The sequence below is a fragment of the Sulfurovum zhangzhouensis genome, from assembly GCF_030347965.1.
In the GTDB taxonomy this organism is placed as follows: domain Bacteria; phylum Campylobacterota; class Campylobacteria; order Campylobacterales; family Sulfurovaceae; genus Sulfurovum; species Sulfurovum zhangzhouensis.
Map to the genome: position 1 here is coordinate 20,141 of NZ_JAQIBD010000004.1, position 13,989 is coordinate 34,129.

The 13,989-nt window shown below is 36.3% G+C and carries 25 protein-coding genes, 1 tRNA gene and 1 other RNA gene; 5 read left to right on the plus strand and 22 right to left on the minus strand.

From position 1 onward, the window contains the following. Positions 1-6 precede the first annotated feature (6 nt). Genes rpsH through rpsJ form a run of 16 tightly spaced genes read right to left on the minus strand, consistent with a single transcriptional unit; the run spans position 7 to position 6,558 of the window. Positions 7-402, minus strand: a complete 396-nt coding sequence (rpsH, locus tag PGH07_RS09830; protein ID WP_289414296.1) for a 30S ribosomal protein S8 — start codon at positions 400-402, stop codon at positions 7-9. 12 nt (positions 403-414) lie between these two features. Next, complete coding sequence (locus PGH07_RS09835; protein ID WP_289414298.1) at positions 415-600, minus strand: type Z 30S ribosomal protein S14; 186 nt, start codon at positions 598-600, stop codon at positions 415-417. Further along, on the minus strand, positions 600-1,145 hold the full coding sequence (gene rplE / locus PGH07_RS09840; RefSeq protein WP_289414299.1) for a 50S ribosomal protein L5: 546 nt from the start codon (positions 1,143-1,145) through the stop codon (positions 600-602). The genes PGH07_RS09835 and rplE overlap by 1 nt, the downstream gene beginning before the upstream one ends. A gap of 4 nt (positions 1,146-1,149) precedes the next feature. Further along, the gene (gene rplX / locus PGH07_RS09845) at positions 1,150-1,383 is read right to left on the minus strand and encodes a 50S ribosomal protein L24 (protein ID WP_289414300.1); all 234 of its coding nucleotides are present in this window, start codon (positions 1,381-1,383) and stop codon (positions 1,150-1,152) included. Next, complete coding sequence (gene rplN / locus PGH07_RS09850; RefSeq protein ID WP_289414301.1) at positions 1,383-1,751, minus strand: 50S ribosomal protein L14; 369 nt, start codon at positions 1,749-1,751, stop codon at positions 1,383-1,385. The genes rplX and rplN overlap by 1 nt, the downstream gene beginning before the upstream one ends. Next, entirely contained in the window at positions 1,748-1,999 is a 252-nt protein-coding gene (gene rpsQ, locus PGH07_RS09855; RefSeq protein WP_289414302.1) for a 30S ribosomal protein S17, read from the minus strand. The genes rplN and rpsQ overlap by 4 nt, the downstream gene beginning before the upstream one ends. Positions 2,000-2,008: 9 nt before the next feature. Further along, positions 2,009-2,200 (minus strand): 50S ribosomal protein L29, encoded by a 192-nt coding sequence (gene rpmC / locus PGH07_RS09860; protein WP_289414304.1) that lies wholly within the window; start codon positions 2,198-2,200, stop codon positions 2,009-2,011. Then, positions 2,187-2,612: a 50S ribosomal protein L16 gene (gene rplP / locus PGH07_RS09865; RefSeq protein ID WP_289414306.1), complete on the minus strand. Its 426-nt coding sequence runs from the start codon at positions 2,610-2,612 to the stop codon at positions 2,187-2,189. Before rplP ends, rpmC begins: the two co-directional genes overlap by 14 nt. 2 nt (positions 2,613-2,614) lie before the next feature. Beyond that, on the minus strand, positions 2,615-3,313 hold the full coding sequence (rpsC, locus tag PGH07_RS09870; protein ID WP_289414307.1) for a 30S ribosomal protein S3: 699 nt from the start codon (positions 3,311-3,313) through the stop codon (positions 2,615-2,617). Position 3,314: 1 nt separating this feature from the next. Next, positions 3,315-3,650 carry a 50S ribosomal protein L22 gene (rplV, locus tag PGH07_RS09875; RefSeq protein ID WP_289414309.1) on the minus strand — a complete coding sequence of 112 codons (336 nt, stop codon included), beginning with the start codon at positions 3,648-3,650 and terminating at the stop codon, positions 3,315-3,317. Between the two features lies 1 nt (position 3,651). Continuing rightward, entirely contained in the window at positions 3,652-3,930 is a 279-nt protein-coding gene (rpsS, locus tag PGH07_RS09880; protein WP_008244855.1) for a 30S ribosomal protein S19, read from the minus strand. A gap of 11 nt (positions 3,931-3,941) precedes the next feature. Beyond that, positions 3,942-4,769 (minus strand): 50S ribosomal protein L2, encoded by an 828-nt coding sequence (gene rplB / locus PGH07_RS09885; protein ID WP_289414310.1) that lies wholly within the window; start codon positions 4,767-4,769, stop codon positions 3,942-3,944. Between the two features lie 10 nt (positions 4,770-4,779). Continuing rightward, positions 4,780-5,061 carry a 50S ribosomal protein L23 gene (locus PGH07_RS09890; protein ID WP_289414312.1) on the minus strand — a complete coding sequence of 94 codons (282 nt, stop codon included), beginning with the start codon at positions 5,059-5,061 and terminating at the stop codon, positions 4,780-4,782. A gap of 1 nt (position 5,062) precedes the next feature. After that, the gene (rplD, locus tag PGH07_RS09895) at positions 5,063-5,653 is read right to left on the minus strand and encodes a 50S ribosomal protein L4 (RefSeq protein WP_289414313.1); all 591 of its coding nucleotides are present in this window, start codon (positions 5,651-5,653) and stop codon (positions 5,063-5,065) included. After that, complete coding sequence (rplC, locus tag PGH07_RS09900) at positions 5,653-6,234, minus strand: 50S ribosomal protein L3 (RefSeq protein ID WP_289414314.1); 582 nt, start codon at positions 6,232-6,234, stop codon at positions 5,653-5,655. Before rplC ends, rplD begins: the two co-directional genes overlap by 1 nt. A gap of 12 nt (positions 6,235-6,246) precedes the next feature. Further along, entirely contained in the window at positions 6,247-6,558 is a 312-nt protein-coding gene (gene rpsJ / locus PGH07_RS09905) for a 30S ribosomal protein S10 (RefSeq protein WP_229937061.1), read from the minus strand. A gap of 194 nt (positions 6,559-6,752) precedes the next feature. On the opposite strand from rpsJ, the gene PGH07_RS09910 reads away from it, so the two are divergent. The 3 genes from PGH07_RS09910 to PGH07_RS09920 all read left to right on the plus strand — a co-directional run bounded on the left by PGH07_RS09910 (position 6,753) and on the right by PGH07_RS09920 (position 8,157). Beyond that, positions 6,753-7,832 (plus strand): ATP-binding protein, encoded by a 1,080-nt coding sequence (locus tag PGH07_RS09910; protein ID WP_289414315.1) that lies wholly within the window; start codon positions 6,753-6,755, stop codon positions 7,830-7,832. A 72-nt stretch (positions 7,833-7,904) separates the two neighbouring features. Beyond that, positions 7,905-8,002, plus strand: an RNA gene (gene ffs, locus PGH07_RS09915) — signal recognition particle sRNA small type. 67 nt (positions 8,003-8,069) lie between these two features. After that, a tRNA-Ser gene (locus PGH07_RS09920) sits at positions 8,070-8,157 on the plus strand. 418 nt (positions 8,158-8,575) lie between these two features. Here the strand turns inward: PGH07_RS09920 and PGH07_RS09925 are convergent. Then, positions 8,576-8,782, minus strand: coding sequence for a hypothetical protein (locus PGH07_RS09925; RefSeq protein ID WP_289414316.1), 207 nt, complete (start codon positions 8,780-8,782; stop codon positions 8,576-8,578). 247 nt (positions 8,783-9,029) lie between these two features. On the opposite strand from PGH07_RS09925, the gene PGH07_RS09930 reads away from it, so the two are divergent. Then, positions 9,030-9,398: a hypothetical protein gene (locus PGH07_RS09930; protein WP_289414317.1), complete on the plus strand. Its 369-nt coding sequence runs from the start codon at positions 9,030-9,032 to the stop codon at positions 9,396-9,398. A gap of 224 nt (positions 9,399-9,622) precedes the next feature. Here PGH07_RS09930 and PGH07_RS09935 read toward each other — a convergent pair whose 3' ends face one another. From PGH07_RS09935 to PGH07_RS09950, 4 genes are all read right to left on the minus strand, one after another. Further along, entirely contained in the window at positions 9,623-10,489 is an 867-nt protein-coding gene (locus PGH07_RS09935; RefSeq protein ID WP_289414318.1) for an SGNH/GDSL hydrolase family protein, read from the minus strand. Positions 10,490-10,497: 8 nt separating this feature from the next. Further along, positions 10,498-11,958, minus strand: coding sequence for an MBOAT family O-acyltransferase (locus PGH07_RS09940; RefSeq protein WP_289414319.1), 1,461 nt, complete (start codon positions 11,956-11,958; stop codon positions 10,498-10,500). A 233-nt stretch (positions 11,959-12,191) separates the two neighbouring features. Continuing rightward, positions 12,192-12,488, minus strand: a complete 297-nt coding sequence (locus PGH07_RS09945; protein WP_289414320.1) for a hypothetical protein — start codon at positions 12,486-12,488, stop codon at positions 12,192-12,194. Positions 12,489-12,514: 26 nt separating this feature from the next. Then, complete coding sequence (locus PGH07_RS09950) at positions 12,515-12,823, minus strand: hypothetical protein (RefSeq protein ID WP_289414321.1); 309 nt, start codon at positions 12,821-12,823, stop codon at positions 12,515-12,517. 168 nt (positions 12,824-12,991) lie between these two features. Between PGH07_RS09950 and PGH07_RS09955 the strand changes: the two genes are divergently transcribed. Next, the gene (locus PGH07_RS09955; protein ID WP_289414322.1) at positions 12,992-13,711 is read left to right on the plus strand and encodes a hypothetical protein; all 720 of its coding nucleotides are present in this window, start codon (positions 12,992-12,994) and stop codon (positions 13,709-13,711) included. On the opposite strand, the gene PGH07_RS09960 is transcribed toward PGH07_RS09955, so the two are convergent. Next, the gene (locus tag PGH07_RS09960) at positions 13,712-13,987 is read right to left on the minus strand and encodes a DUF503 family protein (RefSeq protein ID WP_289414324.1); all 276 of its coding nucleotides are present in this window, start codon (positions 13,985-13,987) and stop codon (positions 13,712-13,714) included. Positions 13,988-13,989 lie beyond the last annotated feature (2 nt).

The following is a 13,989-nucleotide window of genomic DNA, read 5'->3' on the forward strand; positions in this document are numbered from 1 at the left end:
TACTCCTTACCAAATACTACAGATTACTTCGCCACCGATACCACGCTTGAACGCTTCATCGTTTGCAAGTACACCTTGGCTTGTTGATACAACCAAAGTTCCGTAACCGTTTTTAAATGTTTTGATCTCATCTTTACCTTTGTGGATACGACGTCCAGGTTTAGAGATCTTTTTAATTTCGTTGATAACGCTTTTTTCTTTGTCATCATATTTCAATACAACATCAATAGTTTTTTTGTTACCATCTTCTTTTACTGTATAGCTCTCAAGGTATCCTTTTTCAACCAAAATAGCTACAGTTGCTTCAACCATCTTCGAGTGAAGAAGAGTTGTTACGTCTAGTCTTCTTTGTGCGGCGTTTCTGATACGAGTCAGAGAATCTGCCATTATATCTGTCATCATTTCTACTACTCCTTACCAGCTTGCTTTACGTAAACCAGGGATCAATCCCTCGTTACCCATTTTTCTTAAACACACACGACAAAGACCGAAATCTTTATATACTGAGTGTGGTCTACCACAAATGTTACATCTTGTATATGCCTGAGTTGAGAACTTTGCTTTTCTCTGTTGTTTTGCAATCATAGATTTCTTAGCCATTAGTTTCTCCCTTTAGCGAAAGGCATACCAAGCTTTTCTAAAAGCATGAATGCTTCTTTGTCATCTTCAGTAGTAGTTACGATTGTAATGTTCATACCGTGTGTCTTGATGATATTATCAAACACAACTTCTGGGAACATCAACTGCTCAGTAAGACCGAAGTTATAGTTACCTCTACCATCAAAACCTTTTCTAGGTGTTCCTCTAAAGTCTTTTACTCTTGGAAGTGCAATTGAAACCAACTTATCAAAGAAGTTGTACATATTTTCACCTCTAAGAGTTACTCTGATACCAGATGGTGAACCCTCTCTTGCTTTAAAACCAGCAACTGATTTTTTAGCATTTACGATTACCGCTTTTTGACCAGCGATTAGTGAAATCGTCTCTCTCATGTTTTCGATTAGTTTAGAGTCTTTACCCTCTTCACCAGCACCAACAGAGATTACGATCTTCTCAAGCTTCGGAGTCTGCATCGCATTTTTGATCCCACACTCTTCGCGAAGTGCAGGTACGATGTCATTGTACTTTTGCTTCATTCTACTCATTAGATTATGCCTCTACTTTTTTTACGTTTGAGATATGAATTGGAGTCTCTTTTGACACGAATCCACCCTCTTTGTTCTCTTCACTAGGCTTTACAGCTTTCTTAGCCATTTTACAACCAGCAACGATTACTGCTTCTTTCTTTGGCATAACACGAAGAACTTCTCCTGTTTTACCTTTGTCATCACCAGCGATAACCATTACCTGGTCACCTTTTTTGATTTTTAATTTAGTTGCCATTACCATACCTCCGGTGCTAGTGATACGATCTTCATAAATCCTGCATATCTTGTCTCTCTTGCTACAGGTCCAAAGATACGAGTACCGATCGGGTTGCTTTTATCATCAATGATAACTGCTGCATTGTCGTCGAATCTGATAAGTGATCCGTTTTCTCTGTGGATCTCTTTGTGTGTTCTAACTACAACAGCCTTAACAACTTTACCTTTTTTAACTTTACCTGTTGGAAGTGCTTTCTTTACAGAAGCTACGATTACATCACCTACAGATGCATATCTTCTTTTAGATCCACCAAGTACCTTAATACACATAATTTCTTTTGCGCCAGAGTTATCTGCTACATTCAATCTTGTAAAACTTTGGATCATACTACTTCCCTTCTCTTAACAATTTCAAGAAGTCTGAACGACTTTGTTTTAGATAGTGGTCTACACTCTATTGCAGTTACAGTATCTCCAACATTGATCTCGTTTCTCTCGTCATGAATAAGATATTTTTTAAATCTTTTTACTGTCTTGTGATATCTTGGGTGAAGAACTTTTCTCTCTACAAGTAGAGTGGCAGTCTTATCTCCAGCCTTCTTGATCACAGTACCTGTTATTTGTCTTTTTGGCATATCAGATCCTTACTTCGCTCTAGCAGCAGTCAATGCTGTCTGGATTCTTGCGATATCTTTCTTCGCTACTCTCAACTCACTTGTATTAGTAAGTTGCATTGTTCTTTGTTTTGCTTTAAGAGTAAAAACCTCAAGCTTTTTCTCTTTTAGCATTTCCAAAAGCTCTGCTTCGCTTTTTTCTTTCAAATCAATATAGTTCATTTGTATCCTTTAAAGCGACAATTTTACACTTAAATGGCAACTTGTGAATTGCAAGTGTCAATGCTTCTCTTGCAAGAGTCTCTTCTACACCAGCCATTTCAAAGATGATTCTACCAGGTCTGATGTTCATTACCCACTCTTCTACTGGACCTTTACCTTTACCCATTCTCACTTCTAGTGGTCTTTTTGTTAAAGGTTTATCAGGGAAAACTCTAATCCAAGTTTTACCACTTCTCTTAATATGTCTAGTCATCGTAATACGAGCAGCTTCGATTTGTCTAGAGTTAACTCTACCAGCTTCTACTGCTTTGATTGCGATATCACCAAACTCAATTTTGTTACCTCTGAAAGATTTACCGCGGTTGCGGCCTTTCATCTGCTTTCTCCATTTGGTTCTTTTAGGCATCAACATGATTATTCACCTCTTTTTCTAGATGGTCTTTTACCACCTTTTTTCTCTTCTGCTGGCTCAGCTTGGATACCTTTTTGAAGTACTTCACCTTTGAAGATCCAAACTTTGATACCGATGATTCCGTATGTAGTATGTGCTTCAGCAAAACCGTAATCGATTTTCGCTCTCAAAGTATGAAGAGGCACTCTACCTTCTAGGTACCACTCAGTTCTTGCCATTTCAGCACCACCAAGTCTACCAGATACAGAGATCTTAATCCCTTTTGCACCTGATTTAAGTGCACCTTGGATTACTTTTTTCATTGCACGTCTAAATGCAACACGTCTTTCAAGTTGAGTCGCTACGTTTTCAGCAGCAAGTTGTGCTGAAGCTTGTGGACGCTTCTCTTCTTTAATGTTAAGTGCAACATCTTTATTAAGCATGTTAGTTAGAGTAGCTTTTAGCTTCTCGATATCTGCACCTTTTTTACCGATAATGATACCTGGGCGTGCAGTAATGATGTTTACTCTTAGTTTCTTAGCTGTTCTTTCGATAATGATGTTAGAAACACCAGCATAGAAAAGCTCTTTTTTAAGGAATTTTCTGATCTTGTGATCTTCAGCGATGAAATCAGATGCTCTTCCTTTTGCCGGGAACCATCTTGACTCCCAGTTTCTGTTGATTCCAAGTCTAAGACCTATAGGATTAACTTTTTGACCCATCTTATGCTTCCTTTCCGTTAGTTGCTGGACCAACTTCTACAAGAATGTGTGATGTTGGCTTGATGATTCTTGTTGCAGTACCTCTAGCTCTAGGTCTCCATCTTTTCATCACAGCTGCTTTGTCTACTCTACAAGAAGTGATCACTACTTCTTCTGGCTCGAAATCACCATTTGCAACCGCTGAAGCAATTACTTTAGAAATGATTCCAGCTGCCTTGTTAGGCATAAAGTCTAGTGCTGCAAGAGCCAACTCAGCGTTCATCCCTTGAACTTCTCTAGCGATAAGTCTTGCTTTTGTAGGTGAAACTCTTACGAATTTTAATAGTGCTTTACTCATCTTAACCTACCTTCTTCTGTACAGAACCTTTGTGGCCCTTGAATGTTCTAGTTGGTGCGAATTCACCAAGTTTATAACCTACATGGTTTTCAGTAACGAATACCGGTACGAATTGTCTACCGTTATGTACGTTGATTGTCAAACCGATAAACTCAGGGAAGATTACTGATCTTCTTGACCAAGTTTTGATTGGTTTGTTTGAACCTTCTTCTTTTGCTTTAAGCACTTTTTTCATTAGGTGACCATCGATAAATGGACCTTTTTTTGTAGATCTTGCCATCTCTTAGCCCCTTACTTCTTTCTCTTACTAATGATAAGTTTATCACTAGCTTTTTTCTTACGAGTCTTATAACCCTTCGTTGGCATACCCCATGGAGATACCGGGTGACGACCAGAGTTTGTTTTACCTTCACCACCACCGTGCGGGTGATCTACTGGGTTCATTGCAGAACCTCTAGTTTGCGGTCTGATACCTCTGTGTCTATTTCTACCAGCTTTACCAACAACTTCGTTAGCGATCTCTTCGTTACCGATTGTACCAACTGTTGCCATACACTCACCAAGTACATATCTCATCTCGCCAGAAGGAAGTCTTAGAGAAACATACTTACCATCTCTACCCATGATTTGCGCATATGCACCAGCACTTCTTGCCATTGCACCACCTTGACCTGGGTTAAGCTCGATGTTGTGTACCAATGTACCCACAGGGATAGATTTAAGCTTCATTGCATTACCAGTCTTGATGTCAAGTCCAGCTTCTGCTGCCATTACTTTATCACCTACCATCAAACCTTTTGGTTGGAGGATATATCTTCTGTCACCGTCTACATATTTAACAAGACAGATTCTACAGTTTCTGTACGGATCGTACTCAACAGTTGCTACTGTACCTTCTACACCGAATTTATTTCTTTTGAAATCGATGATTCTATAAAGTTTTTTCGCACCAGCTTCTTTATGTCTAGAAGTGATTCTACCGTATGAGTTTCTACCTGCACTTGCTGGAAGTTTCTTAAGTAGACTTCTTACACTTGCTTTAGCAGTAATATCACTACTGTCAAGGTTTGTCATCCATCTTCTAGCCGGAGTTATTGGTCTATATGATTTCATTGCCATCTTCTACTCCTTATACCGCTAGGCTTTCAATTTTTGCATCTTCAGGAAGCTTCACATAAAACTTTTTAAGGTCAGCTCTTTTTCCTTCAACACCTCTGAATCTTTTCACTTTTCCGTTTACTCTCATTGAGTTAACTCTAAGTGGGTTGATCCCGAAGAACTCTTTAAATACTTCTTTAAGACCGTTTTTAGTCATTCTAGGACTAGTTTGTACTACGATGACACCGTCTTCTTGAAGACCCAAAGTCTTCTCTGTATACATGATTGCTTTAATATCTGTAATATCTGCCATCTTAAGCCTCTTTTGTCAATTTATCAAATACAGCTTTTTCGATTACCATTGAGTGGTATGCTGCAGCAAGGTAAGCATTAAGCTCGTTTGCTTCAATTAGGTAAGCATTTTGAAGATTTCTGAATGCCAAGAAAGTCTTGTCATCGATCATCTCTTTTACTACCAATACATCTCTTTGTCCAAAACCATTTACGAATGCTACTGCATCTTTAGTTTTAGCAGATTCGATGTTTACTGAGTCAACTACAAAAAGTTTCTCATTCGCAGCCATTTCAGCGATTGCATGCATCAAAGCAAGTTTCTTTTGCTTTTTGTTCACTTTTTGGTCATAGTTTCTGTTAGTATTTGGACCAAATACTACACCACCACCTCTGTAGTGAGGAGCTCTGATAGAACCTTGTCTTGCTCTACCGCCACCTTTTTGAGCAAATGGCTTCTTTCCACCACCGCTTACTTCTGATCTGTTTTTAACAGAAGCAGTGTTAGCTCTAAGGCCAGAAGCATATGCTTTACAGTAAAGGTAAAGGTTGTGCGGGTGCACTTCCAAAAACGCCTGTGGTAAATCACTTGTTTTAATTACTGTCGTACTCATTATTTCACAATCCTTACCAATCCACGTGAACCGTTAGCTCCTGGGATTGAACCTTTTAATACTAGAATCCCGTTCTCTGCATCATATGAGATTACTTCGTTCTTTACTGTTACTTTAGTGTTTCCGTACTGACCTGGCATCTTTTGTCCTGGTTGAACACGACCTGGCCATTCACACATACCGATTGAACCAACTCTTCTACCGAATCTGTGTCCGTGTGATGCTGGTCCACCACTAAATCCGTGACGCTTAACAGCACCTTGGAAACCACGTCCCTTAGTATTTAGTGACGTTTTTACTACTGCTGCTTCAGTAAGTGCAGCTGTGTTAAGGTCACCAGCTTCTGTACCTTCTGCTACAGAGATAGTCATGAATTTGTTAAACTCTTTACTCACACCATACTTAGCCTGCTGACCTTCGATGCTTTTGTTAAACTTTTTGCTAGAGTTATACGCTACAAGTGCTTTTCCGTCTTCTCTTACTTCACATACTTTTGTATCAACAACTTTAAGAAGTGTTACAGGAACACTTGGTACATCAACAGTTCTGCTCATACCAATTTTTTCAATAATAAATTCCATGCTTTGCTCCTCTTACTTGTCCATTGATCTGATTTCAACTTCGATTTCAGGTGCAAGATCCAATTTCATTAGTGAATCTACAGTCTCTGAAGTCGCTGAAACGATATCAATCATTCTTCCGTGAATTCTGATCTCAAATTGCTCACGTGAATCTTTGTTTACGTGTGGTGATTTAAGAACAGTATAACGCTTAAGTTTAGTTGGCATTGGGATCGGCCCTCTAATCTCAGCACCTGTACGTTTAACTGCATCAACGATAGCAGCAACAGATCTATCTAGTACTCTGTGATCATAAGCTTTAAGCTTCAATCTGATTTTTTCCATTTTTTTACCTTATAAAGAACTCGTTAGCCAAGCGATTGCCGGGTGCCTAAACACAGGACATTTTGTCCCCTAACATATATTAGGAACGCGAATTATATCCAAATTTTTTGAGAGCCTCAATACTTTTTAGTCAAAAATTGGTACAATTTGAAAAATTATTTCCTTTTTAAAAGGAAAGAAAGGGGCAATATCCCATGGAACTTCTAGAATATTTTCACTCACAGCACTATAGCAATGACAGATATATCCCGAGAAAATTACAACTTCCCGATAATGTCGATATCAATCTATTTGGTGTACGTGGTGCCGGTAAGACATCCATTGTACTATCCCATATAGAGGAGATCGATGAAGAAGTACGTCTTTATATAGATATGGAAGACCCAAATCTTATCTTTGGTAAACTCAATGCTGTAACGCTGCAGCAATATATAGATGATAATGACATTACATTGCTGGTCCTTGACCAGTATGAACAAGGCTATCTGGAACATTTTCCTGAGGTAGACCGTCTTATCGTTATCTCGCGTATTCCATTAAATGATCCAAGGCTTACTGCACTGGAGCTCTTTCCTCTGGATTATGAAGAGTTCTTGGCATTTGAAAGCTCCATTTCCGCCACCAATGCCTTTAACCACTTTCTGAAATCAGGTACACTCCCTGCCCTGGCAAGATCCTACCGCGCTACTTTACACCCCATGAAACGTTTCTGGCAGAGTCGCTTTACATCCAATGAACAAAAACTTCTGCTGATACTTGCACAACACCATACCAAACATCTCACGACTCACCAGATCTATACCTTTGCCAAAGAACGTTTCAAGGTCTCCAAAGACTGGCTATACAAAACGATCAAAACCTTCACGGATGAGAAGCTGGTCCTCTTTATCAATGACCGCTATCAAAAAGGGGGAAAGAAAATGATCCTTTTTGATTTTGCTTTTGCCAAGTACCTCACTACCGGCCAGCCTTTCATCACACAGTTTGATACAATGATCGCTCTGGCTTTAATGAAGCACGGTATAGCATTTGATACATTGGGGATACATGGTTATATCACTAAAGATGGCGAGCTCATCATTCCTGCACCTTTTGAAAGCGAAGAGAGTCTCTGGGCAAAATCCCAAACCAAGTTCTCTATATATAAACAGTACAAGGTCAAAAAGATCACCATCGTCACCGTTGCCAACACTTACGAATACGATATCGAAAAGCTTCACTTCGAAGCCCTACCGTTCTATGAGTGGACGGTACTTTATAATGAGGAAGAGTAAAATGTGTGAAGTTCCTTCAAGCTTGACGCCATTGACATATTAAGTAACCTTTGGGTAATATTCCATTGCCTCTTTTCAGACCTGTGCAACGGTATTGGGAGACAGAGGGTCAGGATGGGAACATAGCAGCCCACCTTCCTTTACTGTGTGCCGCAGGTATCTGGGGAGAGGTTCTTAACCTCAACACTTCTTGTGAAATCATAAACATTTTATAATCTTCAAGAAGCTTTCATATGTAGACAGGTGGCCGAGCGGTTGAAGGCGCACGCCTGGAACGCGTGTATAGTTAACGCTATCGAGGGTTCGAATCCCTTCCTGTCTGCCAGATAACTACTATAAAACCTAACAAACAACGTATTTTAGGCATTTGATAGACTTTTTAAGGTTTGATAATTCTATGCTTTGGCAACCTATTGGTAACCATCTTTCAAAAATACTCCTATTAATCTATTACCCATTTACTGTTCACTTAACTGTTCACTTACCTCATCAAACCCCGATTAAATAGGCATTTGGTCGTTTACTTTGGTGTTCACTTTTCACCTCTTTTTTTAATTGTAGCACAAATACAAATAATTTTATATCTAGAGATATTTATCAAGGGCTCTTCTATTCATATTCAAGGCTTTAGCAATTGAAGTTTTATTTACTTTGCCATTTGGCTTTATATAGTCATCAGTTTTAAGCAACTCTTCTATCCTTGCTTTAGTGTTTTGTACTTGAGTTGACTTTCTCCGTCTATCTCATATACTATGGGCTTTTTGGAGTTGACTTTTAGTTAGCTTCTCTTTGAAGTTCTCTTTGTTTTCCATGATATATAGATAAACACCCAACGCTTTTTTATGTACCTCTTTATATATCAGCTTATTTGGTAAATATTCGTTCATTAACAGAGCAGTAGCTATAATAGCTTCTTGTAAATAGCCGTTCATGCCGTAGCTTTTTACCATGCAATACTAAATGCCTGTATAGCTCTTTTTTACTGTGGGAAAAAATATCTTAGTATAGAAATTTTAAAACAATGACCTCAAATATTTAGAAGCCCTAGTAGAATTTTAATATTTTATCGTCAATTAAAGTGTTACCTATATCTTAATTTCTTTGCAAAAAAATATAAAGTTCTTTAATGAACTTCAGTTATTAGATAAAATCTATAATGTTCCTGTATACTATTTGTTATTGTTAAGAGGGGGAAAGATGTTTATTGCGATATTTGACTTACTAAAGCTATCTGCTATTATATTTATTGGTGTCATAGTTCTTCTAGCTCTTGGTATTAATTTAGGAAATCCAATACGTGCTTTAGTTAGAGGGGTAGGTGCTTTTTTTCGTAGTTCTTTTGGTTTTTTAGTTGGATGGTTAAGAGGTTCAAGTCATTGGACAGTAGTCCTAATGAAAATAGTCATTATTCCTATAATACCATTAATATTTGTATACATTTTATTACGAGAAGTATGGGAAGAGGTAGGTTATCAATATGAAGAGGGAGGAGCCCTAAAGAAAATAGTTATTATTCTTATATTACCATCATTATTAATTGGATTAAATTTTTTATGGGATGCATGAAAATAAGAAATATTTACTTTGAAAATATATGCTGTACCGATATTTGAGTTTTAACTTTTAAAATGTGGTACTTAACAAATGCTCGTTTTATGGGGGGGGTTAATGTGATTATTTGTGAAAGTTTAAAAAAAGATAGGAAATTAATAATTTAAAATCCCTTCCTGTCTGCCATGAACCTCTTATATACACAATATATCTCTGGTTAACTTACTTTGATAAAGTTTTTAATTCTTTTCTAATATATACTTTTTAAATGATTGTGAGAAGATTTTGGCACCCTCACTATTAAGATGATCCTGATCCTTAAATAAAAACTCTTTATTTGAATCAAAATTCAAATCTTTATAATCAATATATTTTGCACCCAATGATCTAAAGACTTCAATATATTTATTCCACCGGTCATAAGTAACATGATCAAATAATCTTTTCTCATATTCTGTTACAACTGGAGTACGAACTAAATAAACATTGATTTTCTTATTAACTAAATATGTAATTAAGTTTTGATAGTTTTTTGAATACTCACTTTTTTCGAAATCTTGAATCGGTATATGTACTTTTACTCTATTATTTAAAGCCTTTACCCTCTTTTCTAAACTTTTATTAGTCCATAACTTTTCTTCTTTATTCGTATTGGGTTTAAATATTGATTTAAAGTGGTTTATAACAACTTCTCGAATAAAAGGAATATTAAATAATGGTTGATATATCGGTGTAAATTTTTCTGAAATATTTTTAAAAGTAGGACTGTAACTTAATATTCTATACTCTGAAAAGTCATGTGGTTCCAAGACGAGTATCACTGTTTTTAGTTTATTTTTTTTATCTACACTGTACACGGCATCTATAATCATTGGTATAGAAGCACCGCCAACAGACAAATTTTGACAACTTTTTATTTCATTTCTAAATGCATGTTCAGTATGTGAATCCCCCATTATAAGGCAATGTACTTCTGAATTTCTTGCCTTTATTACATCATCAACTAAATTTACTTCTTTTTGAGTGAAATATATAAAACTTTCAAACCCAATAAAAAAAAGAATTGGCAAAAATATTACTATTCTAATAAACTGTTTATTTTGCATCAATAACCTTAAAAATTAAAATATAAAAACTCTGATATTTTATTAAAAGATAAAATGCTGTATATAAAGAAAATTGCCGTCATAAATGCAATTTTATAATTTGGTTTAAAACTATCTTTCATTTCCATACTGTTTTTAAAATACAAGACCGTAAATGTACCTAATATTAAAAAGTTTAACGTTTCACTACTTCCATTAATGTTAGCCAACTCTTTCCCAAACTCTACACCATATTGATGTAAAAAAGATAAATATTTTTCATGTTTTTCAGATAAGGTAATACCATTAAATCCAAACATCCCTTTTAATACTTTAATAGCATCATCCCACTCTTTCGCCCTAAAAAATACCCAAGCTATATTTATGAAGTTAAAAGTTATGACCCAAGCTATAATAGTATTTAACTTAAATCCTAATTGCTTCCATATACGATGAATCACTAAGGCCATTCCATGTAAAATCCCCCAAAATACAAAGGTCCAACCGGCTCCGTGCCAAATTCCTCCTATTAAAAACGTTGCCATAAGGTTGCTGTAGGTTCTCAAACTCCCTTTTCTATTACCGCCTAAAGGAATATAAATATAGTCTTTTAGAAATCTACTCAGTGTAATATGCCACCTTCTCCAAAAGTCTTGGATGCTAATTGCTTTGTATGGGCTATTAAAGTTTATTGGTAATTTTATGTTAAAAAGAAGTGCCGCTCCGATTGCCATATCTGTGTAACCACTAAAATCAAAATAAAGCTGAAATGTATAAGATAATGATGTTGCCCATGCCTCAATTAATGTCAATACTTCTGCTTTATCAAATCCATTTGTGGCCCATACTGCGAAAGTATCTGCAATAACCACTTTCTTGAAAAGACCAATAGAAAATATGAATAATCCCATTGCAATGTTTCTATAATTTTTAACTTTATTTATAGTCTTGGCAAATTGTGGCATCATCTCTGCATGGTGTACGATCGGACCAGCAATCAGTTGAGGGAAAAAAGTTACGAAGTTTGCGTAGTTCAGAAAATCATACTCTCTTGTTTCACCTCTATAACTGTCCACAAGGTAGGCAATTTGCTGGAAAGTAAAGAAAGAGATAGCTAAGGGTAATGCCAAATGAAATAAAGGGATATGGCCATTTGTTGCAAGATTTATATTCTCAATAAAGAAATCTGTATATTTAAAATATCCAAGTAAAGCAACATTAGCGACAACACCAATAGCAAGAAGTGTTTTTTTACTGACCTTGGTATGTTCTTGGTCTTTTGAAAGAGAAACTCCAACTACATAATTAAAAAGCATTGAAAACAATATGATTGGAAGATAAGCTATATTCCACCAACTATAGAAGAAAAGGGAGGCAAGGACTAAAAATGCTTTACTTGCTTCTGTCAATCGTTTACTGTTAAGATAAAAATATATGAAGAAAGTTATTGGTAAAAAGGCGAAGATAAATTCATAACTGTTAAATAGCACTCATTTCCCTTAAACTTTTAGTCGAATGAAATACGACAAATTTATGAATTTTTCTTTGAAACTATAACTTAATCTATCTTATATTGTTATATATTTAAAATATTTGAAAGATACCATGTATAAAATGAATACTATAGGTTCGGTATGCAGAGGACTCCAAGTGATAGATAATTGGATACCCCTGATATACTGACTATAACAATATAATAAATGTCAACCAAATCACACAGAACTCAAAGAAGGGACGTATTACAATCCTTTAATTCTTCTTTTATTTTAAACAGTTCTTCTTTTGCTTCTTCTATCAACAGTATAAGATTAAGTTGGGCATCAGATCCTTTTTCGGCTTGCTCGACCAGCTCTTCTGCTTCTTTAATACTCTTGGTAATTCTTATTTTTTGCTGTTCTGTTTCTCGACACTTGTCTGCATTATTTATATTGCTAGAATCAATTTGTTCTTTTTTCTTTGTATCACAACCGATTAATAAAAATAACGACAATACAAAAAATAACATCAAAAGTTTTTTCATAATATCTTACATCTTCTTTCTATGAACTATATCTTTGGCAAAGGTTTGGGTTTTGGTTTTACAGGTGGTAGCGGCAAAGGCTTAACCATTGGTTTACATACGTTGTATCCTTTATTCCAGCCTTTTCTATAGCTGTAATAATGATCATATAGGTAGTGGTTCTTTTTCATCCCCGCATGCCGTTTCGTCCAGCAGCCATCATTATAACCTTGCTGATAATAGTTTACCATGGGTTTGGGTTTTGGCGGTGGTGGAGGTGGTCCGGGCACACACCCCGTAAGATTCAAAGAGACGAATAAAACCGTACCAAATGCCAAGAATGAAGTTAATCTCATCTTTGCCTCCTTTTGGATATATACTGATTATATTCATTAAGTCTTTAATTGAAAATTAATTGAATATTTGGAGATAATCTGTATATACTGTGATAACTACTACTTTAACACAGGATAAACTCTAAATAGACTTTTGGTTATAATCAGAAAAAGGGAGGAGTAAATACAATGAAACATTTTAAATTGTGGGCAGTTCTGTTGATCACTATTGCTTCGATCACTACACTAAGTGCAGAGACAAAACGCTATGAGATAAAGTCCGGAGTTATCGAGTATACGATCACTCATAGCGGTAATGTAATGGGGATGAATATCAACGGCAAAGGCATAGCAAAAACAGTCTTTAAAGAGTGGGGAAATATAGAATTACACTCTGAAGAAGTTGAATCAAACACAATGGGAATGAAAAAGCGGGAACAGCAGTTGACCAAAGTCGATAACGGAAAGTTCTTCGTCGTTGATTTCGAGGAAAGAGTGATCTACGAATATACTCCCGAAACCCTGAAAAACTCAGAATATCAGAACTTTGCCAAAACAGGAAATGAGATGCTTGAGTCTATGAATGGTAAAAAGATCGGTGAAGAGAACTTCATGGGGTATCCTTGTGAAGTATGGCAGATGATGCAGGTTAAACTCTGGCTTTATAAAGGGATCATGCTCAAAAGCGAAGCAGATATGATGGGGATCAAGCATACGACCACTGCAACAAAGATCAATCTTGATGTATCAATCTCCAAAGATGATCTAAAACTACCGAATTTTCCTATCAAGAGTGCTTCCGGCCTTATGATGTATAATGGAGATGAAAACGAAAATGAGGTACCTCAGCTTACACCTGAACAGATAGAGCAGATGCAGGAGATGATGAAGAACTTCTCAACAAAGTAGCTACATCTCCTCATACTCAAGTTCATAAAAGTATTCAGAGAAGTTACGATTCAGCATGGACTCGATATCTTCTCTATACTGTGCTGCACTTCGCGCATTATGCGAGAGAAATACAAAAGCGATATCTGCCTCTTTGACATACTCACTACTGATATCAAGCAATGACACATTAAACTTTTTTAGTTTTTCTTTAAGACTATTCAGTACAGATCTACGCCCTTTGAGAGAATGCACTTCAGGTAATTCCATATGGAGATGACAGTTACAGAGTATCATGA